At 71.7% G+C, this 21,379-nt stretch carries 20 protein-coding genes and 2 pseudogenes; 11 read left to right on the top strand and 11 right to left on the bottom strand.

Translation table 11 applies throughout. The features are described from left to right. Positions 1–127: 127 nt before the first annotated feature. Positions 128–1,144 (bottom strand): hypothetical protein, encoded by a 1,017-nt coding sequence (locus AC792_RS10520; protein WP_049830479.1) that lies wholly within the window; start codon positions 1,142–1,144, stop codon positions 128–130. A gap of 192 nt (positions 1,145–1,336) precedes the next feature. Here AC792_RS10520 and AC792_RS10515 point away from each other — a divergent pair, with 192 nt between their 5' ends. Continuing rightward, positions 1,337–1,705, top strand: coding sequence for a DUF7793 family protein (locus tag AC792_RS10515; protein WP_049830478.1), 369 nt, complete (start codon positions 1,337–1,339; stop codon positions 1,703–1,705). A 29-nt stretch (positions 1,706–1,734) separates the two neighbouring features. Here the strand turns inward: AC792_RS10515 and AC792_RS10510 are convergent, their stop codons facing one another. Then, on the bottom strand, positions 1,735–3,063 hold the full coding sequence (locus tag AC792_RS10510; RefSeq protein WP_049830477.1) for a uracil-xanthine permease family protein: 1,329 nt from the start codon (positions 3,061–3,063) through the stop codon (positions 1,735–1,737). Between the two features lie 95 nt (positions 3,064–3,158). On the opposite strand from AC792_RS10510, the gene AC792_RS10505 reads away from it, so the two are divergent. Beyond that, positions 3,159–3,521 (top strand): hypothetical protein, encoded by a 363-nt coding sequence (locus AC792_RS10505; protein ID WP_049830476.1) that lies wholly within the window; start codon positions 3,159–3,161, stop codon positions 3,519–3,521. Then, positions 3,518–4,867, top strand: a complete 1,350-nt coding sequence (locus AC792_RS10500; protein ID WP_049830475.1) for an aldehyde dehydrogenase family protein — start codon at positions 3,518–3,520, stop codon at positions 4,865–4,867. The genes AC792_RS10505 and AC792_RS10500 overlap by 4 nt, the downstream gene beginning before the upstream one ends. 10 nt (positions 4,868–4,877) lie before the next feature. On the opposite strand, the gene pgm is transcribed toward AC792_RS10500, so the two are convergent. Next, on the bottom strand, positions 4,878–6,509 hold the full coding sequence (pgm, locus tag AC792_RS10495) for a phosphoglucomutase (alpha-D-glucose-1,6-bisphosphate-dependent) (protein ID WP_049830474.1): 1,632 nt from the start codon (positions 6,507–6,509) through the stop codon (positions 4,878–4,880). Between the two features lie 157 nt (positions 6,510–6,666). Here pgm and AC792_RS17335 point away from each other — a divergent pair, with 157 nt between their 5' ends. Continuing rightward, entirely contained in the window at positions 6,667–6,834 is a 168-nt protein-coding gene (locus tag AC792_RS17335) for a hypothetical protein (RefSeq protein WP_160317637.1), read from the top strand. A gap of 39 nt (positions 6,835–6,873) precedes the next feature. Then, a complete protein-coding gene (locus AC792_RS10490) occupies positions 6,874–8,082 on the top strand; it encodes a glycerate kinase (protein WP_049830473.1) in 1,209 nt (402 codons plus the stop codon). Here the strand turns inward: AC792_RS10490 and AC792_RS17920 are convergent. The 5 genes and pseudogenes from AC792_RS17920 to AC792_RS10470 all read right to left on the bottom strand — a co-directional run bounded on the left by AC792_RS17920 (position 8,079) and on the right by AC792_RS10470 (position 13,546). Continuing rightward, complete coding sequence (locus AC792_RS17920; RefSeq protein WP_268753371.1) at positions 8,079–8,195, bottom strand: hypothetical protein; 117 nt, start codon at positions 8,193–8,195, stop codon at positions 8,079–8,081. The two genes, AC792_RS10490 and AC792_RS17920, sit on opposite strands and share 4 nt — an antisense overlap. 107 nt (positions 8,196–8,302) lie before the next feature. Beyond that, positions 8,303–9,547, bottom strand: a pseudogene (locus AC792_RS10485) (AMP-binding protein); the annotation flags it as partial. A gap of 168 nt (positions 9,548–9,715) precedes the next feature. Further along, a pseudogene (locus AC792_RS10480) lies at positions 9,716–11,178 on the bottom strand (peptide MFS transporter). Between the two features lie 56 nt (positions 11,179–11,234). Further along, positions 11,235–12,122 (bottom strand): class I SAM-dependent methyltransferase, encoded by an 888-nt coding sequence (locus tag AC792_RS10475; RefSeq protein ID WP_049830472.1) that lies wholly within the window; start codon positions 12,120–12,122, stop codon positions 11,235–11,237. After that, the gene (locus AC792_RS10470) at positions 12,119–13,546 is read right to left on the bottom strand and encodes an amidase (protein ID WP_049830471.1); all 1,428 of its coding nucleotides are present in this window, start codon (positions 13,544–13,546) and stop codon (positions 12,119–12,121) included. Before AC792_RS10470 ends, AC792_RS10475 begins: the two co-directional genes overlap by 4 nt. A 153-nt stretch (positions 13,547–13,699) precedes the next feature. Here AC792_RS10470 and AC792_RS10465 point away from each other — a divergent pair, with 153 nt between their 5' ends. The 4 genes from AC792_RS10465 (at position 13,700) to AC792_RS10450 (ending at position 16,391) form a co-directional block, all read left to right on the top strand. After that, positions 13,700–14,026 (top strand): rhodanese-like domain-containing protein, encoded by a 327-nt coding sequence (locus tag AC792_RS10465; RefSeq protein ID WP_049830470.1) that lies wholly within the window; start codon positions 13,700–13,702, stop codon positions 14,024–14,026. After that, the gene (pheA, locus tag AC792_RS10460) at positions 14,023–14,961 is read left to right on the top strand and encodes a prephenate dehydratase (RefSeq protein ID WP_049830469.1); all 939 of its coding nucleotides are present in this window, start codon (positions 14,023–14,025) and stop codon (positions 14,959–14,961) included. The genes AC792_RS10465 and pheA overlap by 4 nt, the downstream gene beginning before the upstream one ends. A gap of 79 nt (positions 14,962–15,040) precedes the next feature. After that, positions 15,041–16,012: a DNA topoisomerase IB gene (locus AC792_RS10455; RefSeq protein ID WP_049830468.1), complete on the top strand. Its 972-nt coding sequence runs from the start codon at positions 15,041–15,043 to the stop codon at positions 16,010–16,012. Between the two features lie 88 nt (positions 16,013–16,100). Beyond that, positions 16,101–16,391, top strand: a complete 291-nt coding sequence (locus AC792_RS10450; protein ID WP_049830467.1) for a hypothetical protein — start codon at positions 16,101–16,103, stop codon at positions 16,389–16,391. On the opposite strand, the gene AC792_RS10445 is transcribed toward AC792_RS10450, so the two are convergent. After that, positions 16,388–17,512, bottom strand: coding sequence for a diacylglycerol/lipid kinase family protein (locus AC792_RS10445; protein WP_049830491.1), 1,125 nt, complete (start codon positions 17,510–17,512; stop codon positions 16,388–16,390). The genes AC792_RS10450 and AC792_RS10445 overlap by 4 nt on opposite strands. 67 nt (positions 17,513–17,579) lie before the next feature. Here AC792_RS10445 and serS point away from each other — a divergent pair, with 67 nt between their 5' ends. After that, complete coding sequence (gene serS, locus AC792_RS10440) at positions 17,580–18,860, top strand: serine--tRNA ligase (RefSeq protein WP_049830466.1); 1,281 nt, start codon at positions 17,580–17,582, stop codon at positions 18,858–18,860. Between the two features lie 44 nt (positions 18,861–18,904). After that, positions 18,905–19,741: an HAD family hydrolase gene (locus AC792_RS10435; RefSeq protein WP_049830465.1), complete on the top strand. Its 837-nt coding sequence runs from the start codon at positions 18,905–18,907 to the stop codon at positions 19,739–19,741. 34 nt (positions 19,742–19,775) lie between these two features. Here the strand turns inward: AC792_RS10435 and AC792_RS10430 are convergent, their stop codons facing one another. Next, the gene (locus tag AC792_RS10430) at positions 19,776–20,405 is read right to left on the bottom strand and encodes a hypothetical protein (RefSeq protein ID WP_049830464.1); all 630 of its coding nucleotides are present in this window, start codon (positions 20,403–20,405) and stop codon (positions 19,776–19,778) included. A 102-nt stretch (positions 20,406–20,507) separates the two neighbouring features. Then, the gene (locus tag AC792_RS10425) at positions 20,508–21,074 is read right to left on the bottom strand and encodes an inorganic diphosphatase (RefSeq protein ID WP_049830490.1); all 567 of its coding nucleotides are present in this window, start codon (positions 21,072–21,074) and stop codon (positions 20,508–20,510) included. Between the last annotated feature and the right edge of the window lie 305 nt (positions 21,075–21,379).

Below are 21,379 nucleotides of genomic sequence, written 5' to 3'. Positions count from 1 at the left end.
GGAGCCGAAGCACACGGTTCCCCGGAGATCACCCCGTGGCGACGGAGCGGGAAACTCCCGGCCCCCGGGGGATCGCCGCGCGACCACCGGGAGGTCGTGAGGTGACGGGTCGCGCGGACCGGATTCGTCAGGGATGCCTCCCCGACGCACCGAGCACCGGGTCCATGAGGGTGAGCAGGTGGTGCAGGGCCTGCGGCGCGTGGGTGCGCAGGGCGTCGTCGTCCGCGTGCACGAGCAGGCGCACCCAGGACCCGTACCGGTGGACACCGGCCAGCTGCAGGCCGGGCTCCACGGCGGGAAGGAGTTCCGGCAGCGGCGCGTGGTCCGTCCACCGCTCGAGGTACGCGGAGATCACGGAGCTGATCCGCGGGTCGGACGGCGGAACCCCCCACTGCTCGCACAGGCGCGTGACAGGGACCAGGAGGGTGCTGAAGGGGTGCGCCCAGTAGGCGTCCGCGAAGTCTGAGAACCGCACCGGGGCTCCCTTGGTTCCGGGGAGGAAGCAGTTGCGGGTATGGAGGTCGTTGTGGTCCAGGGACAGCGGGACCCCCACCCCCCGGAGGACCTCCACCGCCGCGTCGACGGCGGGGAGCCTGCGAAGGACCTCTCGCGCCTGATCCATCGTGAGGTGCAGCGGGTGCGCGACGGGCAGCCCGGTGTGCAGGTGCAGCTGGCTCTCCACGAACTGTGCGGCGACCTCGGGGTTCATGATGCTCAGGCCGGCCCCGGACAACCTCTCCCCGTGCGGCGCCACGCGTTTCTGCAGGTCGGCGAAGTCCGAGACCACCCGTGACCAGGTCGCCGCCGTGTTCTCCGTGAGGGTGTCGAGCGTGGCACCGTGGTCAGCGGTCAGCATCCAGCCGCGGGAGGGTTCGGTGGCCAGCGGCGCACTCACGTGGTCCGGGGCCAGGTCCCCGAGGACGGTCATGACCGCGGCCTCTGCAAGCTGCCCCGGATTGTTCTCCTTGAACCAGAGCAGCCCGTGGTCCGTGGGCACGGTCAGGTGCGTGGACCAGGAACGGATGCGCGGCTGCTCGACGGCGCCGGTCCGCACCACCCCGAGCCCTCCGAGCACCAGATCGATCCACCCCTGTGCCTGCTGCCGCCACCCGGGCGAGGCCCACATCTCACGGAGGGTGCTCATGGGACGGCGGAGGGGGCGACGGCGTCGGTCATGCGGCCATTCTCCCCCCGCCCTCCCGGCGTCCACCCTCCGGTGACGGGAGGAGCGTCGGGAGAGCAGGTGCGCAGGGCCCGTGGGGACGTTACTGTGGCGGGACGGGTCTCAACCGTGCTCTCACCGGCCCCCCGGCCGTTCCCCGCTGAAGGAGTAGTTGTGTCAGACCAGTTCACCGCGCATCGGACCGACCACGTGCTGTACCTGCACTGGGCCCGGGGGGCGGAGATCACCCTCCCCCTCGCCGTCGAGGCCGCACGGATCCTGGAGGGCCTGGCCGGGGGTGAGATCCTGCCCCTGATCGTGGTGATGGGCGGCATCGATGGCGTGGCCATCAGGGCGCGCATGGGCATGAACGCGTACCGCGGGTTCGCCCGCGTGGCGCTCGTGGGTGACGGTCCCGTGGACGAGGTCCTCGCCGGGTTCGCCCACGCCTCGGCCACCAGCACCCACTACTTCACCTCCGAGTCGCAGGCGCTCGCCTGGATCCGGGACTCCGGGGACGACAGCGAGGAATCCGCGGCCTGACGCCTCCGGCCCGACGCACCTGGGCGCCGTCAGCCGAGCTTCGAGGGCCTGCTGCCGTGGTCCCGTGCCTCGAGTTCCTCCGGCCCCGCCACGTGCTCGCTCCCGCGTAGCCGCGCGATCGCGGTCATGCCGTGGAAGATCAGCAGGGCCGCGGCCGTCCCGAGGGCGATCCCCGCGAAGGTGAGGTCACCGATCACCCAGGTGAAGTCCGCGATGCCGATCACCAGGGCCACGCCCGCGGTGGAGAGGTTGATCGGGTTGGAGAAGTTCACCTGGTTCTGCACCCAGATCCGCACCCCGAGGATGCCGATCATGCCGTAGAGCACCACGCCCGCCCCACCGAGCACCCCGGCAGGGACGGTGGCGATCAGTGCCCCGAACTTGGGGAAGAGGCTGAGGAGGATCGCCACGATCCCGGCCACCCAGTACGCCGCGGTGGAGTACACCCGGGACGCGGCCATGACACCGATGTTCTCCGCGTAGGTGGTGGTCCCCGAGCCGCCGCCGGCACCGGCCACCATGGTGGCGAGGCCGTCGGCCATCAGCGCCCGCCCGGTGAGCGGATCGAGATCTGTGTCGGTCATCGCGGCCACGGACTTCACGTGGCCGATGTTCTCCGCCACCAGGACGAGCACCACGGGCACGAAGAGTCCCACCACGGAGAGGTGGAACTCCGGGGCGCTGAACGCGGGGAGACCGATCCAGGCGGCATCGTTGATCGCCGCGAGATCGACCTCCCCGCGCACCAGGGCGACGACGTACCCGGCGAGGACGCCCACCAGGATGGAGAGCCGGCCGAGGATGCCCCTGAAGAGGACGGTGACGAGCAGGATCGCGAGCACCGTGACGAGCGCCGTGACGGGCGCCTGCTCGAAGCTCGCCTTCGCCGTGGGGGCGAGGTTGAGACCGATCAGGGCGACGATGGAGCCCGTGACGATCGGCGGCATGGCCACCTGGATCCAGCGCGCACCCGCGGTGTGCACGACGAACCCGATGACGGCGAGCGCCGCCCCCGCCATGATGATGCCGCCCAGGGCGCCCGCGGGGCCGTGCTGGGACTGTGCGGCGGCGATCGGTGCGATGAACGCGAAGCTGGACCCGAGGTAGCTCGGGATGCGGTTCGCGGTGATGACCAGGAACAGGAGGGTGCCGATCCCGGAGAAGAGGAGCGTGGTGGACGGTGGGAAGCCGGTGATGAGCGGCACCAGGAACGTGGCGCCGAACATCGCGACCACGTGCTGCGCGCCGATGCCGATGGTGCGGGGCCAGGTCAGCCGTTCGCCGGGAGCCACGAAGCCGCCGGGGGTCACGTTCCGGCCGTCACCGTGCAGGGTCCAGCCGGTACCTCGAGCGCTCATGGGTGTGCCTTCCGAAGGATCTTCGCGGGGTTCCGGGAAATCCTATCCGCCCCACGTCACCGGGATGTTACGTTGCTCCTGAGGGAAGGGACACCATGACTTTCACCGTCCGGGGCCTCGTCGTGCCGATCGCCGGCGCGGGCAGGGGGATGGGCAGGCTCCACGCCGGGCGTGCCGTGCGCGAGGGGGTCCGCGAGCCTGCGCTGACACCCCTGCCGGAGCCCGGTTACGCGGTGGACCGCTCCCGGAAGGCTACGCTGACCGGTGGGGCACGTGTGCAGCGGGCCGGGACGGCGCAGTTCGCAGGGCTGCTCCGCGATGTCCTGCCGCACCCTGCCCGGGACGTGGTCGCCGACCGCGTCCTCGCCGGCCACAGCCCCATGGAACACTTCACCGGGCGCGCGGCCAGCGCCTCCCGGCACACCGGGGACGGGTCAGGACCGCCGCAACACTCCTGACCGACAAGCGCAGATACTTCGAGAGCGGTGCCACCCGGGGCGGTGGGTGGAGGCGGGCCCAGCTGAACGCCCTGCTGCGGATGCTCACCGAGGGTGAGGACGAGCTCACCCGGGCCCTGGAGGAGGATCTCGGCAAGGGCCGCACGGAGGCCTTCCTCTCCGAGATCGCCGTGGTCCGCGCGGAGACCGAGTACGCCCTCAAGCACCTGAACTACTGGATGGCGCCCGAGAAGATCGCGGTTCCGGCGGGGTTCCGCCCGGCCCGCGCCTGGACACAACCCCGCCCGCTCGGCGTGGTGCTCGTGATCGGCCCCTGGAACTATCCGGTGCAGCTGGTCCTCGCCCCGCTCGTGGGGGCGCTCGCGGCGGGCAACGCCGCGGTGCTGAAACCCAGCGAACTCGCGCCGCGCAGCTCGCGTGCGCTCGCACGCCTGGTGCCGCAGTACCTCGACCCGTCCGCGGTGTCCGTGATGGAGGGCGGCGTGGAGACCAGCACGGCGCTCCTCGCGGAGCCGTTCGACCACGTCTTCTACACCGGCGGCGAGCGGGTGGGGAAGATCGTCATGAAGTCGGCGGCGGAACACCTGACACCGGTGACCCTGGAGCTCGGCGGGAAGCCACCCGCCGGGGGGGGGGGTGGCGACCCCGGGGCCGGGGCCCGGCGCATCGCCTACGGCAAGTTCATGAACGCGGCCCAGACGTGCGGGGCCCCGGCCTACGCCCTGACCACGCCGGATCGTGCGCCGGCCCTCGCCGCGGCCCTCCCCGCCGCGATCACGGAGTTCTACGGCACTGATCCGAAGGAGTCCGAGGACTACGGGCGGATCGTGAACGAGCAGCACTTCGACCGGCTGGTGGGTCTGCTCGACGGCGGCAGGATCTTCTCGGGCGGCCGCCACGACCGCGCCGCCCGCTACCTCGAGCCCACGATCCTGCGCGACGTCGATCCCTCCTCCCCGCTGATGCAGGAGGAGATCTTCGGCCCGCTCCTGCCCATCCTCGAGGTGGAGGACCTCGAGGAGGCCATCGGGTTCGTCAACGCCCGCCCCCACCCGCTGGCGGCGTACCTGTTCAGTGACCGCGAGGAGCACCTGCGGGCCTTCACCTGGCACGTGCAGGCCGGGGGCATAGCCCACAACGTCTGCACCGTCCAGCTCGCGGTCCCGGGTCTGCCGTTCGGCGGGGTGGGCGCGAGCGGCATGGGCACGTACCACGGCAAGCGCTCCTTCGAGACGTTCAGCCACCTGCAGCCGGTGTTCTCCAAGCCCACGGGGGTGGATACGCTCCGGGTCGCGTACCCACCCTTCGGTGCGGTGAAGCGGAAGCTCCTGCGCAAGCTCCTCTAGCGGGAGGGGCTCAGCTGATCACGCCGTCCACCAGGGCCTTGGCCTCCGCCTGGACCTGGGCCAGGTGCTCCGCGCCCTTGAAGGACTCCGCGTAGATCTTGTACACGTCCTCGGTGCCCGAGGGGCGTGCCGCGAACCAGGCGTTCTCGGTGGTGACCTTCAGCCCGCCCACCGGTGCGCCGTTGCCCGGCGCCTCCGTGAGCCGCGCCGTGATCTCCTCGCCCGCCAGCGTGGTGGCGGTGACGTCCGACGGCGCCAGCTTCCCCAGCGCCGCCTTCTGCTCACGCGTCGCAGCGGCGTCGATCCGCGCGTACACGGGTGCACCGAAGCGATCGGTCAGCCCGGCGTAGTGCTGGGACGGCGTGCTGCCCGTCACCGCGGTGATCTCCGAGGCGAGCAGGGCCAGCAGGATGCCGTCCTTGTCGGTGCTCCACGCAGAGGCGTCCCGGCGGAGGAACGAGGCACCGGCGGACTCCTCGCCACCGAAGGCCAGCCCGCCGCTCAGCAGACCGGGGACGAACCACTTGAAGCCCACCGGGACCTCCTGCAGGGTGCGCCCGAGGTCCGCGGCCACGCGGTCGATGATCGAGGAGGAGACGAGGGTCTTGCCCACCACGGCGTCCGCGGGCCAGTCCGGGCGGTGCGCGTAGAGGTACTGGATGGCCACGGCCAGGTAGTGGTTGGGGTTCATGAGCCCGGCGTCCGGGGTCACGATCCCGTGGCGGTCGGCGTCGGCGTCGTTGCCCGTGGCGATGTCGAACTCGGAGGCACGGCCGATCAGCGAGGCCATGGCGGACGGCGAGGAGCAGTCCATGCGGATCTTCTCGTCCCAGTCCAGGGTCATGAAGGCCCACTGCGGGTCCACGGTGGGGTTCACCACGGTGAGGTTCAGGTGGTGCCGCTCGCCGATCGCCCCCCAGTAGTCCACGGAGGCCCCGCCCATGGGGTCCGCACCGATGTGCAGGCCCGAGGAGCGGATGGCGTCGAGGTCCAGCACGGAGGGCAGGTCCTCCACGTAGTGCTGCAGGAAGTCGTAGCTGCCGATGCCCTCGGCGGTCCGGGCCCGGGCGATCGGCATGCGCCTCACACCCCGAAGCCCGTCCCCGCGCCGCCCGTTGGCCCGGGCCGCGACCCAGCTCGTGGCGTCCGAGTCCGCGGGGCCGCCGTGCGGGGGGTTGTACTTGAAGCCGCCGTCGCCCGGGGGGGTGTGGGACGGCGTGATCACGATGCCGTCCGCCGGCTCGGTGTTGCGCGCGTTGTGGGTGAGGATGGCGTGGGAGACGGCGGGGGTGGGGGTGTAGGCACCACGGGCGTCGATCAGGACGGTGACGCCGTTGGCGGCCAGCACCTCGAGGGCGGTGTTCTGCGCCGGCTCGGAGAGGGCGTGGGTGTCCTTGCCCATGAACAGCGGGCCGGTGATCCCCTGCCCGGCCCGGTACTCCACGATCGCCTGGGTGATCGCCAGGATGTGACCCTCGTTGAAGGAGGACTTCAGGGAGGATCCGCGGTGACCGGAGGTGCCGAAGGCCACGCGCTGCGCGGGGTCGGTGAGGTCGGGTGTCACGTCGAAGTACGCGTCGAGGAGCGTGGTCACGTCGACGAGGTCGCTGGGGAGGGCTACAGTGCCCGCTCGGTTAGCCATGGGCACAGCATGTCAAAGAACGTGCCGGATTACACCCATGGACCCCGTCGTGGCAGGAGATCCGGTGCGCGGCCGGGCTTGCCCGCACGGTGATGATCAGTAAGCTGAGTATCACCGCTCCCGTCCCGGGGGCACAGGCAGCACGGAAGGCGGCACCATGAGCGAGACCCCGATCGACGAGCCCACCGGCACCTCCGAGGAGGCCGGCTCGGAAGAGGCAGGCAAGCTCGAGGACCAGTCCAAGGGCGGCTACGGCGGCCCGGACCCCGAGGACGAGGTGGCCCCCGGCTTCGAGGCCGAGAACGACGGCGGCTCGCAGGCCTAATCCCTCTTCCCGGGCGCCACCCGCGGCTAGGGTGAACGGGTGACCCCGCTCTCCCGCCCGCTCAAGATCGTCCTGGCCCCCGATTCACTGAAGGGCAGCCTCCCGGCAGCGGAGGCTGCCCTCGCCATGTCCGCCGGCGTCCGAGCAGCCGCCGCCCGGCTCGGCCACCCCGCCCCCGTGACGGTGCTGGCACCGCTGGCCGACGGCGGTGAGGGGACGCTCGACGCCCTGCTCGCCGCCTGGGGCGCAGAGCCGCGGTCCGCTCCCTGCCACGACGCCCTGGGCCGGGAGCGCCGGGGCCGCTACGGGATCTCCGTGGCCGGCGCCGCCGATCCGGTCGTGGGAACCACCGTGGTCCGCGGGGTCCTCGAGGCGGCGGAGGCGAACGGACTGCCGTTCGTCGCCGATCTGCCGCTGCAGCCGCTCACGGCCACGAGCCACGGCGTGGGCGAACTGGCCGTGGCGCTGCTGGACGACGGCGCGGAGGAGATCCTGCTGTGCATCGGCGGGGCCGCCCCCCCCGACGGCGGTACAGGGCTGCTCTCCGCACTGGGCGCCCGCTTCCCGGACGCCGGGGGCCGGGGCCTCCCGCCCGGAGGCGGGGCACCGGGCTCCCCCGCCTCGATCGACGTCCCCCGCCTGCCCCCGCGGGCCACCGGGGGGCGCTGGCGGATCGCCGCCGACGTCGACAACCCGCTCCGCGGCACCCGCGGCGCCGCAGCGGGGTTCGGACCGCAGAAGGGCGCCACGCCGGCGGACGGCGCCGTGCGCGCCGCCGCACTGGCGTACCTCGCGGGCGGGGTCCGGGCGAGCCCCGGCGTCGACAGGGTGCAGGTCCCCGGGGCCGGTGCCGCCGGCGGCACCCCCGCCGTGCTCGTCCCGTTCCTCGGCGCGGAGATCGTCCCCGGCTCCACCCTGGTGGCCGACGCCGTCGGTCTGGCCGCAGCGCTCGCCGACGCCGACCTCGTGCTCACCGGCGAGGGCTCCTTCGACTCCCAGTCGCTCGGGGGGAAGGTGGTGCAGGCCGTGGTCGAGAACGCACCCGGGAGCTGCGCCGTGGTGGCGATCGCCGGGCGCGTGCAGCTCACCGCCGCCGAGGTGCAGGACGCCGGACTGGCGGCGGCCTTCTCCATCGCGCCCGGGCCGGTGACGCTAGACGAGCTGATCCTCGACGCGGCGGCGCTCGTGGAGGACGCCGCCGCGCAGGTCTACGGCGTGTTCGGTGCGGGGCGCACCGTCCGGGGCTAGACCGTGATCTCCCGCTTGAGGATCTTGCCCGTGGGTCCCTTGGGCAGCGCCTCCACCAGGACCACCCGGCGCGGGTACTTGTAGGCGGCCACGCGCTCCTTCGCGAACTCCACGAGTTCCGCGGCAAGAGCCTCGCGGGCGGCGTCGTCGGCGGGGACGGGCCCGCCCTCAGGCCGATCACCGCCACGATCTCCTCCCCGTGCAGCTCGTCCGGTACACCGATCACGGCGGCCTCCGCCACGGCCGGGTGCTCGTAGAGCACCTCCTCCACCTCGCGCGGGTAGACGTTGTAGCCCCCGCGGAGGATCACGTCCTTCTTGCGGTCCACGATGTACAGCAGGCCGTCCTCGTCGTACCGGGCCAGGTCACCGGAGCGGAACCAGCCGTCCGGGATCGCCGCCTCGGTGGCCTCCGGGTTCTCCCAGTAGCCCTTCATGACGCAGTGGCCGCGGACCGCGAGCTCGCCCACGTCGCCCGTGGGGACCTCCTGGCCCTCCGGGTCCAGGATCCGCACCTCCACACCCTCCACGGGAGTGCCGATGGAGCCGGGCTTCCGCAGCGCACCCACCCGGTTGAAGCTGACGATCGGGGAGGTCTCGGACAGGCCGTACCCCTCCAGCAGATCCGCGCCGAACACGCGCTCGAACTCGTGCAGCACCTCCACGGGCAGGGCGGACCCGCCGGAGACGGCCACGCGGACCGAGGAGAGATCGGTGGTGGACACGGCCGGGTGCCGCAGCATCGCCACGTACATGGTGGGGACGCCCTCGAAGATGGTCACGCGGTCCCGGGCGATGATCTCGAGGGCCTTGCCCGGTTCGAACCGGGGCAGCAGGGTGACGGTGGCACCGGTCAGCACGGCGGCGTTCAGGGCGCAGGTCTGCCCGAAGATGTGGAAGAACGGCAGGCCGCCGAACAGCACCTGACCCTCGCGGGTGTCCATCAGGTCCCGGGAGATCTCCGTGTTCCGGGAGAGGTTCGCGTGGGAGAGCGTGGCGCCCTTGGGGCGGCCGGTGGTCCCGGAGGTGTAGAGGACGACGGCGGTGTCCTCGCCGTCGCGGTCCACGACGCCGGGGGTGGGCGCGGCGCCCGAGACGCGCTGCATGAACGCGCCGCTGTCCACGGTGAGCACCACCACCTCGGCGCCGGTCTCAGCCCCGGAGGCCTCGGCCCCCGCCTGCGCCTCCGCCAGGATGCCCTCCCAGGCGAAGACGAGTCTCGCGCCCGAGTTCGTCAGGTGGTAGGCCACCTCGCGGCCCTTCAGCAGCGGGTTCAGGGGCACCACCACGGCACCCGCGCGCAGTACCCCGTAGTAGACGAATGCCATCTGCGGAATGTTCGGCATGATCAGTGCGACGCGGTCACCAGGTTGTACTCCCTCTTCCGAGAGGATCGTCGCGACCTGCTGGCTGAGGGCCTCCAGCGCCGCGAAGGTGACTTCGACGTCGTCGAGCTTGATGGCCACGGCTGACGGACTCCGGGTGGCCGTGGCCACGAGGTTGTCGGCGAGGTTCGGCACAGGATCTCCTTCGATCTTCCCCAGACTGTGGTGTCCCCGGGCTGGAGTTACCGGTGGGTAGAAGTCTGGGGTACCGCAGGAACGGACGCAACAGCTCTCTCGCCTGTACCTCGTTCAGTCGACGCCGCTCATGGCCTTCCGGATGGCCGGGGAACCGGCGACGAGCGCTCCCCCGAGGACGATCGCGGTGATACCGCTGAACGCGAAGTACGGCACCTCGTTGTCCGCCGAGTAGAAACCCGCGAGGATCCCCGACACCGTGGTACCGAGCGAGACGGAGAGGAAGAACAGGGCCAGCATCTGCGTGCGGAACGCCTCGGGCGCCAGCTTGGTGGTCACGGAGAGACCGATGGGGGAGATGAACAGCTCGGCCCAGGTGAACAGGAGCAGGATGCCCGCGATCGCGATCAGCGGGGTGCTGTTCGGTCCGCCGCCGGCGAAGGGGATGAACGCGAGGAACGCGACACCCATCACGATCAGCCCGAGGGAGAACTTCACGGGGGAGGAGGGCTGGCGGGTGCCCAGACGCGCCCAGACGGCGGCGAACACCCCGGCGAAGAGCACGATGAACACCGGGTTGATGGACTGCACCATCCCGGGCGGCATCTCCCAGCCGAAGAGGTTCCGGTCCAGCCGGCTCTCGGAGTAGAGGGCCACCACTGTGAACTGCTGCTGGAACAGCGACCAGAACGCCGCGCTCGCGATGAACAGCGGGATGAAGGAGAGAACGCGCCGGCGCTCGACGGCCGAGACCTTCCGGCTGGAGAGGATCACCGCGAAGTAGGCGATGGTCGCGGCGATCGCGGTCCAGGCCATGACGGTGCCGAGGTTCTCCGCACGGAGCAGGCCCGTGGGAGCACCACCGCGAGGAGCACCACCGCACCGACGGCGATGCCCGCCCAGCGCAGGTGGGCGCCGCGCGGCAACGGGTTCTCCACCACGTGGGCCTCGGCGGGCAGGTTCTTCCGCGAGACCGCGTACTGGATCAGGCCCACCGCCATGCCCACGGCGGCGAGACCGAAGCCCACGTGGAACCCGAAGGCGTCCCACGCCAGATTGGTGAGCAGGGGTCCCACCAGGGCGCCGATGTTGATGCCCATGTAGAAGATGGAGAAACCCGCGTCGCGCCGGGTGTCCCCCGGCGCGTAGAGCGTACCCACCAGTGAGGAGGCGTTCGCCTTCAGCCCGCCCGAGCCGAGACCCACGAGCACCAGCCCCGCGGTGAGCCCTGCGACGCCGGGGAGGGCGGCGAGGGCGATGTGCCCGAGCATGATGACGATCGCCGAGAGGAACAGCACGCGCTCGGAGCCGAGGAGCCGGTCCGCCAGCCAGGCACCGAGGATGGTGGACAGGTAGACGCCACCACCGTAGGCACCCACCAGTCCCGCGGCCGTGGTGGTCCCGATCCCGAGACCGCCGTCCGCCAGCGAGTAGGTCATGTAGTACAGGAGGAGGGCCTGCATCCCGTAGAAGGAGAAGCGTTCCCACAGCTCCACGCCGAAGAGGTTCGCGAGCGTGCGCGGGTGGCCGAAGAACGTCCGTCCGTCGGTGGGACGGATGCGTGGGGTTGTGCTCATTCAGACCATGGTCCGCCTCTTCCGCCGACCGGGCAAAATTCCGCGCTCCCGGCGGATCACCGCGGTGGGCGCTCCCTGGCGTCCGCCGCTCCTGGTCCGCTGCTCTTCCGGGCGATGATCGTGTAGGTGCAGGGCACCAGGGGGCGCTCGGCCTCGGGCCACGCGTAACCGTCCGGGACCTCGACCATCCGCGGTGAGAACTTCCAGGGCAGGATGGTGCCCTCGTCCATGCGGAGGAGCTCCAGGCCGGCGCCGAGCAGGGCGTTGACGATCGCGGACAGCGGGTGGGCCCACTCGTAGGTCCGAGTATGGGTCACGGTGCCGTCGCCGGCGTAGGTGGAGTCGTCGTCCCACTGCTGCGCCCCGCCGTCGCCGAAGTACGGGTGACGCAGTTCCAGGGTCGGGGCGTCCTCGTCCACCGAGTAGAGGGACGGGTGCCCGTCCCGGATGTAGAACGTGCCGCCGTCGCGGAGGAGATCGGACACCTGGCGTGCCCAGCGCTCCAGGTCCGGCAACCAGGTGATCGTCCCGATGCTCGTGTACACGAGATCGAAGTCCCCGGTCACGGCGGTGCGTGCCTCCAGGACGTCCGTCTCCACCCAGGTGGCCTCGAGCCCCAGCCGCTCGGCCAGGGCGGCGGCGGAGGCGAGGGCGGCGGGGGAGAAGTCGACGCCGGTGACGCGTGCTCCCGCCCGGGCCAGGGAGAGCGTGTCCGTGCCGATGTGGCACTGCAGGTGGCAGACGTCCAGCCCCGAGACCGTCCCGTCCGGCAGGAACGGGGCGAGCGCCGCCAGGTCCGTCCGGATCCCCGAGGTCAGGTAGGCGGGATCCTCGAGGGCACCGGTCCCGTAGGCCACCTCGTGGAGCGGTACGCGGTCCTCCCAGTTGGCCCGGTTGGCGGCACGCGCGGAGGCCCAGTCGGGTGGGGTCGGGGACTCCGTCACGCGGACCGCCCGGAGCCGGAGGTCCCCGCGCCTCGGCGCAGGGCCTCGAGCTGCGCGGAGACGGAGAGCAGCTGTGCCTCCTCGCCGGGGCGGCCGATGAGCTGCACGCCCATGGAGATGCCGTCCGGCAGGCGCAGCGTGGGTACGGTGATCGCCGGCAGGCCGCTCACGTTCACCATGGAGGTGAAGGGGGAGTACTGGCACTGGCGCAGGTAGTCCGTGTCACCGTCCGCGTCCGTGTACCAGCCGATCGGGCGCGGTGCCATGCCGAGGGCCGGGGTCAGGATCATGTCGTAGGGCGAGTACTGCTCGATGGTGTCCCGCTCGAACTGCCGCAGGACGTCGATCGCGCCTGCGAGCTCGGCGGCGCTCCGCCCCAGGGCGCGCCGGCGCAGCACCCGGGTGATGTCCGTGAGGCGGTGCTCGGACTCCGCGGAGACGTGGGCCGTGGCGAGGCCGGCCGTCCAGACCAGCTGGAAGGCCTCGGAGTAGCGGGGGTCGTAGCGCAGCTCGGTGTCCACCACCTCGTGACCCGCCGCCTGCAGCAGGTCGATCCCCGTGTGGAAGGAGTCGATCGCCGCGTTGTCGAGCGTGATGTCCATGGCGGCGGAGAACGGCGAGGCCGTGCTGATGCCGATCCTGAAGCGCCCCTCGGCCCGCAGCGCCGCCTCGGTGAAGGAACCGGGGTAGCGGGAGGCGGCACTCGTGGGCCGGTAGCTCGGTTCGTGCACCAGGACGTCGAGGAGCAGGGCCGCGTCCACGGAGGTGCGGGCGAGCGGCCCGGCCACCACGAGCTGGCCGAGGTCCGCCTGCCCGGACCCGGACGGCACCCGCCCGCGGTTCGGTTTCAGGCCCACCAGCCCGGTGGCCGCGGCGGGGATCCGGACGGACCCCCCGCCGTCGGTGCCCGGGGCGAAGGGGACCATCCCCGCCGCCACCGCGGCTGCGCTGCCGCCGGAGGAGCCGCCGGGGCTCAGCCGAGGATCCAGCGGGTTCCGGGCGGGTGGGGCTATGCGGTTCTCGCTGTAGGAGCTCAGACCCAGCTCGGGGACCTGGGTCTTGCCGAGACTGATCGCCCCCGCGCGCCGCAGCACCGCGGCCAGCGGGGCGTCCTGCTCCGCGACGGCGTGCTCGAGGGCCGCCGTGCCGAGGGTGGTCCGCACCCCGGCCATGTCGGTGAGATCCTTGTGCGCCAGGGGCACCCCGTGCAGCGGGCCGATCCGCGCACCGGACAGGCGCACGCGGTCGGCGTGGTCGGCGGCGTGCAGGGCGTCGTCGTGCGTGACGGTGACGAAGGCGCCGAGTTCCGGGTTCAGGGCATCGATGCGGCGCAGGAAGTGCTCCGTGACCTCCCGCGCGCTCACGTCCCCGCGCGCCAGGAGGTCGCGGAGGTCGATCGCGGAGAGATGGTGGAGTTCGCTCATGGGGTTCCGATCGGACGCGGGTGATCTTCAGGACCCACCACGGCGCAGGTTCCCGGGACGACAGGGTCAATCATAGGAGCCGGGACTCCCCGGACGGGATCGGTGACGTCGTAGCAATGGCGGTGCCGCCGCGGGCCGTGAAAAGGTAGGCGCATGAGCGAAATCCAGAACGTACCGGTGACGGCCGTGCCCGAGAACGCGCGGATCCTCGACGTCCGCGAGGACTACGAGTGGGAGGCCGGTCATGTGGACGGCGCGGTGCACATTCCCCTCGACGAACTCCCCGCACGGCTCGAGGAACTCGACCCGGAACAGGACCTCCACGTGATCTGCCGCAGCGGCGGGCGGTCCCTGCGTGCCGCCCAGTGGCTGGAGGGCAACGGGTACTCGGCCGTCAACGTGGCCGGGGGCACGGGCGCGTGGCTGGAGGCCGGCCGGCCCCTGGTGTCGGAGACGGGCAGCGAGCCCACCGTCCTGTGACCGTCGACCCCCGGACCTCGTACACCTACCTCGGCCCCGAGGGCACCTTCACGGAGGCGGCCCTGCTGCAGGTACCCGGCGCCGAGGGCGCACGCCGCGTCCCGGCGTCGAGCGTGCGGACAGCGCTCGACGCCGTCCGGCGCGGTGACGTGGACGCCGCGATGGTGCCGATCGAGAACTCGGTGGAGGGCGGGGTGAGTGCCACGCTGGACGCCATCGCGGTGGGCGAGCCGCTGCGGATCCAGCGCGAGGAACTCGTGCCCATCACGTTCGTGCTCGCCGCACGGGACGGCATGACCCTGGGTGCGGTCCGCCGGATCTCCACGCACGGCCACGCCTGGGCGCAGTGCAGGAACTGGGTGGACGGCGCGGTCCGGGACGTGGAGTACGTGCCGGCGTCCTCCACCGCCGCCGCCGCCGTCGGCCTCCTCGAGGACGACGCCGCGTTCGACGCCGCGATCTGCTCACCCCTGGTGGCAGGGCGTCTCGGCCTCACGGTCCTCGCCGCGGACATCGGCGACGTCACCGACGCCGTCACGCGCTTCGTCCTGGTGGGCAGGCCCACCGCCGTGCCGCCGCGCACGGGTGCGGACAAGACCACCCTGGTGATCCCGCTCCCGGAGGACCACCCCGGTGCCCTGATGCAGATCCTGGACCAGTTCGCCGCCCGCGGGGTGAATCTCAGCCGTATCGAGTCCAGGCCCACGGGTGCCTTCCTCGGGGACTACTTCTTCAGCGTGGACGCGGACGGGCACATCGAGGACGCCCGCGTGGCCGACGCCCTGAAGGGCCTGCACCGCATCAGCCCGGGCCTGCGCTTCCTCGGGTCCTACCCGCGGGCCGATCGGCGGGCGCCGGCGATCGAACGGCACACCTCGGACGAGGCGTTCGGTGCGGCCGACACCTGGCTGCAGGGCCTGATCCCGGGGCACTAGGGGGAACCGGGCCGCGCGGGGGCGAAGCGCAGTAGGCTTACCACCGATGCTCCGCCCCCGACGAAGGCTGGTTCCCACGATGGCTCGATTGCGCCGCAGCAACACGCGCAGGCCCGGTATCACCCGCAGGCGCCACGGGAAGGGTTTCAGCTACCGGGCGCCGGGCGGCGAGCTCCTGGAGGCGGAGGTCGTGGAGCGCATCAAGGAGCTCGTGATCCCGCCCGCCTGGAAGGACGTGTGGATCGCGCCCTACGCGAACGGCCACGTCCAGGCCCTCGGCACGGACGACGCCGGCCGCCGGCAGTACCTCTACCACCCCGCCTGGCGGGAGCAGAAGGACCGCGAGAAGTTCGACCGCGCGCTCGACTTCGGGGCGAAGCTCCCGAGCGCGCGCCGCGCGATCACCCAGCACCTGCGCGGCGACGGCTTCACCAAGGAGCGTGCCTTCGCCGCGGCCCTGCGCATCGTGGACTCCGGGGCGCTGAGGATCGGCTCCGCCCAGTACGCGGAGACCAACGGCTCCTTCGGGGTCACCACACTGCTGGTGGAGCACTGCACCATCGAGGGCAGCATGATCACGTTCGACTTCCCCGGCAAGAGCGGCCAGCACTGGGACACCCGGCTCGAGGACCAGGACCTCGCCGCCGCCCTCCAGCCCATGCTGGAGCGCGAGGGGGCGGACACCGTGCTCGCCTACCGGGCCAGTGACGGCAGGTGGCACCACGTGGACGGGTCCTCGCTCAACGAGTTCCTGCGCCAGGTCACCGGCGGGCCGTTCACCGCCAAGGACTTCCGTACCTGGCAGGCCACCGTGGTCGCCGCGATGGCGCTCGCCAAGGAGGACCTGAAGGCCACGAGCCGCACCGCCCGGCAGAAGGCCGTCACCGCGACCATGAAGGCCGTGTCCGACCACCTCGGCAACACCCCCACCGTGGCGCGGGCGTCCTACGTGGACCCCCGGCTCGTGGACCGCTTCATGAGCGGGGAGGTCATCCCCATCACCACCTACTCGGCGTCGGAGAAGGCCGTGCAGGAACTGCTGCGGGACTGAACCCCACGTTTCCAACCACCCGATCCATCAGTAGGCTTACGGTGGGCGCCCACCGAGGAGCGCATTCTTCGACGAAAGGCTGAGCATCATGACCGAGAACGCGCACGGAGGGCACATCGTCAACCCCAACGAGGGGGACGGCTCCACCTCGGACCCGAACTGGCACGGCGACCTCGGGGACCAGGGCAACGATCTCCGCTTCGCCGAGGAGCAGGCCCTGATCAAGGAGCAGGCAGAACGCGCCGAGCGTGACCCCGCCGAGGCCGTGGCAGCCTCCCAGCAGGAGGGCCACTACACGGCCAACGACGCCGACGGCTCCGGTGTGAGCTCCTCGACGGACCCCGCCGACGAGGGCGAGTACACCGACACCGACCGCTAGGTGCGCCGCCGGAACCGTCCCCACGCGGGAGCCGGCCGCACCACGCTGGACCCTGATGGTCCGGGAGCCGCAGCAGGCACCCGGACCATCAGTGCGCCCGGGTCCACGCGGGCCGTCAACGAGGACATCGAGCCGGAGGGATCGCCGTCCACCTGGGTGTCGATCGGGTCCCCCGACCACACGGTGACCTCCCGGGCCCGGTAGTAGCTGATCACGGGTGTCCCCCCGGGGTGGCGCAGGAGGATCTTCGCGGCCATCCAGGTCCATCCCAGGAGGCTGCGGGGGCTGAGCACCACCACGTCGAGGTGGCCGTCGTCGATCACCGCGTCGGGGACGAAGTCCACGCCCGCCGGGAGCTTGCCGCAGTTGGCCAGCAGCACGCTGCGCACCTTCCTGCTCTGCGGGGGTCCGCCGTCGAGGCTGATGGTGATGCGCCGTCGGCGTCCGGGCAGGTGGCGCACCCCGGCCTCGCTGTAGGCGAGCCACCCGTACTTCTCCTTGAGGTCCGGCCGCGCGTCCGCCATGACACTGGCGTCGAACCCCAGACCGCCCATGACCAGGAACGGCTGCTCGTTCGTGACCTGCGTGCGCTCGTCCCGCAGGCTGATCCGGGCCATGTCGATCCGGCGCTCGTGGCCGTGGAGGGCCACCCGGAGGCACCCGGCGACGTCGTGGTACGGCAGCCCGAGGTTCCGCACCAGCAGGTTCCCGGTACCGAGCGGCAGCAGGCCGAGCGCGGCGGGCCGGTGGGCGAGGGCCTGCGCCACCGCCCGGACCGTGCCATCGCCCCCGGCCGCGAGCACGAGGTCCGCCCCGGCGTCGAGCGCCCGGACGGCCTGTCCGGTCCCGGGGTCCTCGGCCGTGGTCTCCAGCACCAGGGGGAGTTCCCACCCGGCGTCCGAGCACGCCCGCTCCACGAGAGCCCGGGTGGTGTGCGCCTGCAGCTTCGTGGGGTTCACCACCAGGGCCACCCGCTGGGGACCCTCCGGCACACGGGCGGGCCGGTGGACGGCGGCGGTGGGGGTGCGGGTCTGGTGCAGTCTCCGCACGGACCAGTAGGTCTGGATCGAGGCCACGGCGGCGGATGCCGCGGCCGTTCCGGCGAACAGTTTGCGGCGCATGATCACCCACACTAGCGGCACGGACGCGGCTCGCTGCCGGAAGTACCGGGTTGGGTAGTCTTGACGGGTGATCGACGTCAACGAGCTCCGCCTCGCTCCCGAGAAGTTCCGTGCATCGCAGCGTGCCCGCAGGGCGGACGAGTCCCTCGTGGACGCCGTCCTCGCCGCCGACACCCGGCGCCGGGAGTCGGTGACCGCCTACGAGACGCTCCGTGCCGAGCAGAACGCCTTCGGCAAGCGGGTGGCGCAGGCCAGGGGCGAGGGGAAGCAGGCGCTGCTGGCGGAGGTCAAGGAGCTCGCCGCGTCCGTCAAGGCGGCGTCGGGTGCGGCCGAGGAGGCGCGGACCGAGCAGGAGGGGCTGCTGCGGAAGCTGCCGAACCTGGTGCAGGACGGCGTCCCCGAGGGCGGGGAGGACGACTACGTGGTCCTCAAGGAGGTGGGCACCCCCCGCGACTTCGCCGCCGAGGGCTTCGAGCCCCGCGACCACCTGGAGATCGGCGAGCTGATCGGCGCGATCGACATGGAGCGCGGCGCGAAGGTGTCCGGCTCACGCTTCTACTTCCTGAAGGGTGTGGGCGCCCGGCTCGAGATCGGTCTGCTGCGCATGGCGCTGGACCAGGCCGTGGATGCCGGCTTCACCCCCATGATCACCCCCACCCTCGTGCGTCCCGAGACCATGCAGGGCACCGGGTTCGACATCGCCCACGACGCCGAGATCTACCGGCTGGCGGAGGACGACCTCTACCTGGTGGGTACCTCCGAGGTGGCCCTCGCCGGGTACCACTCGGACGAGATCCTGGATCTGACCGCAGGGCCCTCGCGGTATGCCGGGTGGTCCTCCTGCTACCGGCGCGAGGCCGGTTCGCACGGCAAGGACACCCGCGGCATCATCCGCGTCCACCAGTTCAACAAGGTGGAGATGTTCACCTACACCACCGTGGAGGACGCCGCCGCGGAGCACGAGCGCATGCTCGCCTGGGAGGAGCAGATGCTCGCCAAGGTGGAGCTGCCCTACCGCGTGATCGACACCGCCGCCGGCGACCTCGGGATGTCCGCGGCGCGGAAGTTCGACTGCGAGGCCTGGGTGCCCACGCAGGGCGACTACCGGGAGCTGACCTCGACGTCGAACTGCACCACCTTCCAGGCGCGGCGGCTGAACATCCGGGAACGCCAGGGCGGCGAGGGCGTCAAGGGTACGCGCGCCGTCGCCACGCTCAACGGCACCCTCGCCACCACGCGCTGGATCGTGGCGATCCTCGAGCACCACCAGAACCCGGACGGGTCGGTGACCGTGCCCGAGGCACTCCGGCCGTACATGAACGGTCTGGAAATCCTTCCCGTCCTGTGAGTGCCGCGACGCCGAGGTGTCGGTGGGGTCTGCTTCACTGAGGTATGACCACTCTCACCGACACCGGCACCGATGACCGGCAGCAGGACCGCAGACACAACCTGATCGCGCTCGACGTGGACGGCACCCTCGTGGACCATGAGGGCACCATGACCGAGGAGGTGCGCGATGCCGCCCGTGCCGCCGTCGGGGCCGGGCACGAGGTGATCATCGCCACCGGGCGCTCCCTCGGCGCCACGCTGCCCGTGATCCGGCTCCTCGGCATCACGCGCGGGTACGCCGTGTGCTCCAACGGCGGCGTGACCCTGCGCATCGACGCCTCGCTGCCCGAGGGGTTCGAGGTGATCGAGCGCGTCACCTTCGATCCGCGCCCCGCACTCACCGCGCTGCGGGAACGCCTGCCGGCCGCGAAGTACGCACTGGAGGACGACCGCGGGCGGTTCCTGTCCACCGAGAGCTTCCAGGACGCCAGCTTCGGCTCCGAGGCGGAGAACGTGGACTTCGAGGAGATGCTCGCGGCCCGCGCGGTGCGCGTGGTGGTGTTCAGCACGGACAGCTCCGCGGAGGAGTTCGGCGACGCCGTCACCTCGATCGGCCTCCACGGCGTCACCTACTCGGTGGGCTGGACGGCCTGGCTGGACATCGCCGCCGCGGGCGTCACCAAGGCCACTGCCCTGGAAGTGCTGCGGCAGCGCCTGGGTACGGTGCCGGAGCTCACCGTCGCGGTGGGCGACGGCCGGAACGACGTCGAGATGCTCCGTTGGGCGGCACGCGGGGTGGCCATGGGGCAGGCCCCGGACGAGGTCCGCTCGGCGGCCTCCGAGGTGACCGGTTCGGTGTACGACGACGGCGCCGCGAAGGTGCTGCGCTCCCTGGTCTGAGGTTCCGCCGGAGTCACCGTGGGCGAGGTCTGCGTCAGGACCCCGGTCCTGCCGGGGGCAGGGACTCCGGGCCGTGGGCGAGGTCCAGGAGGCGGGCCGCTGCCGGGCGGGTGGCCCACTCCTCCGTCCAGGAGGAGCGCACCACGGCGCGGCTCACGGCCTGCGCGGTGATCCCCAGTTCCTGCGCCACGTGCTTCTGCTGCCCGCGTGCCCCCGGTGTCATGAGATCGAGCACGGCCCACTCGGCCGCGGTGCGGGTGGAGACGATCTGCCCGAGCAACCGCAGCACGGCCTCGGCGTCCGCGGCGATCGCGCCGTCCGGGCCCTCGACGGCCAGGGGGGTCCGCTCGCCGGTCCTCCGGGCGCGGTCCACGGCCCGCCGCGCGTACACCAGCCCGGGGCCGGAGGCGTCCAGGAGGTCCTCCGGCACGGGGGGAGTGACGCCGCCGACGCCGATCCCCACGTGCCAGCGGCGTGGGCGCAGGGCCTGCAGGGCGGCGTCCACCGCCGTCGTCGCCGAGTCCACCACACCGACCACCTCGTCACCCACCGAACGCTGGAAGGGCACGGTGGTGGGGAACCGGCGCAGGGATCTCAGCAGGTCGTCCACGAGGTCGCCGACCTCGCGTGAATCGCGCTGGTTGATGGTCAGGACGTAGCGCATGTCCATCAGTATCGCCGGAAGCGTCGGGCGCACCCCGGGACGACCCGCGGACGACGGCGCCCCCGCACCGCCCCGGAGGACGGTGCGGGGGCGCCGGGTCGGTCAGCGGCCCTCAGGGGTCTCGCCGGTGTTCTCCGCCTCGACGTCCACGGACCGGCCCTGCGGCTCGTCCTCCTCGCTGTGCTCGCCCTGCGCCTGGAAGCGCTTCAGGGAGGCCTCGACCTCCGCCTCGGCGTCCTCACGACCGGCCCAGTCCGCGGCCTCCACCCACTTGCCCGGCTCCAGGTCCTTGTACTTCGTGAAGAAGTGCTTGATCTCGTCGAGCAGGAAGTCCGAGACGTCGGAGAGGTCCTGGATGTGGTCGAACCGGGGGTCCACGGGCACGCACAGGACCTTGGCGTCGCCGCCGCCGTCGTCGGTCATGTTGAACACGCCGATGGGGCGGGACTCCACGAGGACGCCCGGTACCAGGTCGAAGTCCTGCAGCATCACGAGGGCGTCCAGCGGGTCGCCGTCCTCGCCGAGCGTGTTCTCGAAGTAGCCGTAGTGCGTCGGGTACTGCATGGCCGTGAACAGGACGCGGTCGAGGCGCAGCCGGTGGGTCTCGTGGTCGATCTCGTACTTGACGCGCGAGCCCTTCGGGATCTCGATGGTGACGTCGAGCTTCATGGTCATGGCAACTCCTGGATGTTCATGGGTGATGGGTGGGTTCGATGGTGCGGCACGCCGGTCTAGTGTTGGTCGTCAGCCCTAACATATCTGCCGGCCGCCGCTACCGAGGTATTTGCCGGACCGCCGGCGCCGTGAGCAGCACCGCGTGCGAGAGGACACCGTGACGTCACCATCGCGCCTGTGGGCCGGTTCCCTGCTGGTCCTCGTGCTGCTGGCCGTCGCCGTCCTGCTGGTGGTGCAGCTCACGCCGAGGCTCCTGGCCGCCGTCGTCCTGCTTCCGCGGAGGTGGAGCACGTCCGGGA

The sequence above is a fragment of the Arthrobacter sp. RIT-PI-e genome, assembly GCF_001187915.1.
In the GTDB taxonomy this organism is placed as follows: Bacteria; Actinomycetota; Actinomycetes; order Actinomycetales; family Micrococcaceae; genus Arthrobacter_D.
The sequence above is the reverse complement of the archived record's forward strand: the minus strand, read 5'-3'. Positions and strand labels throughout refer to the sequence as shown.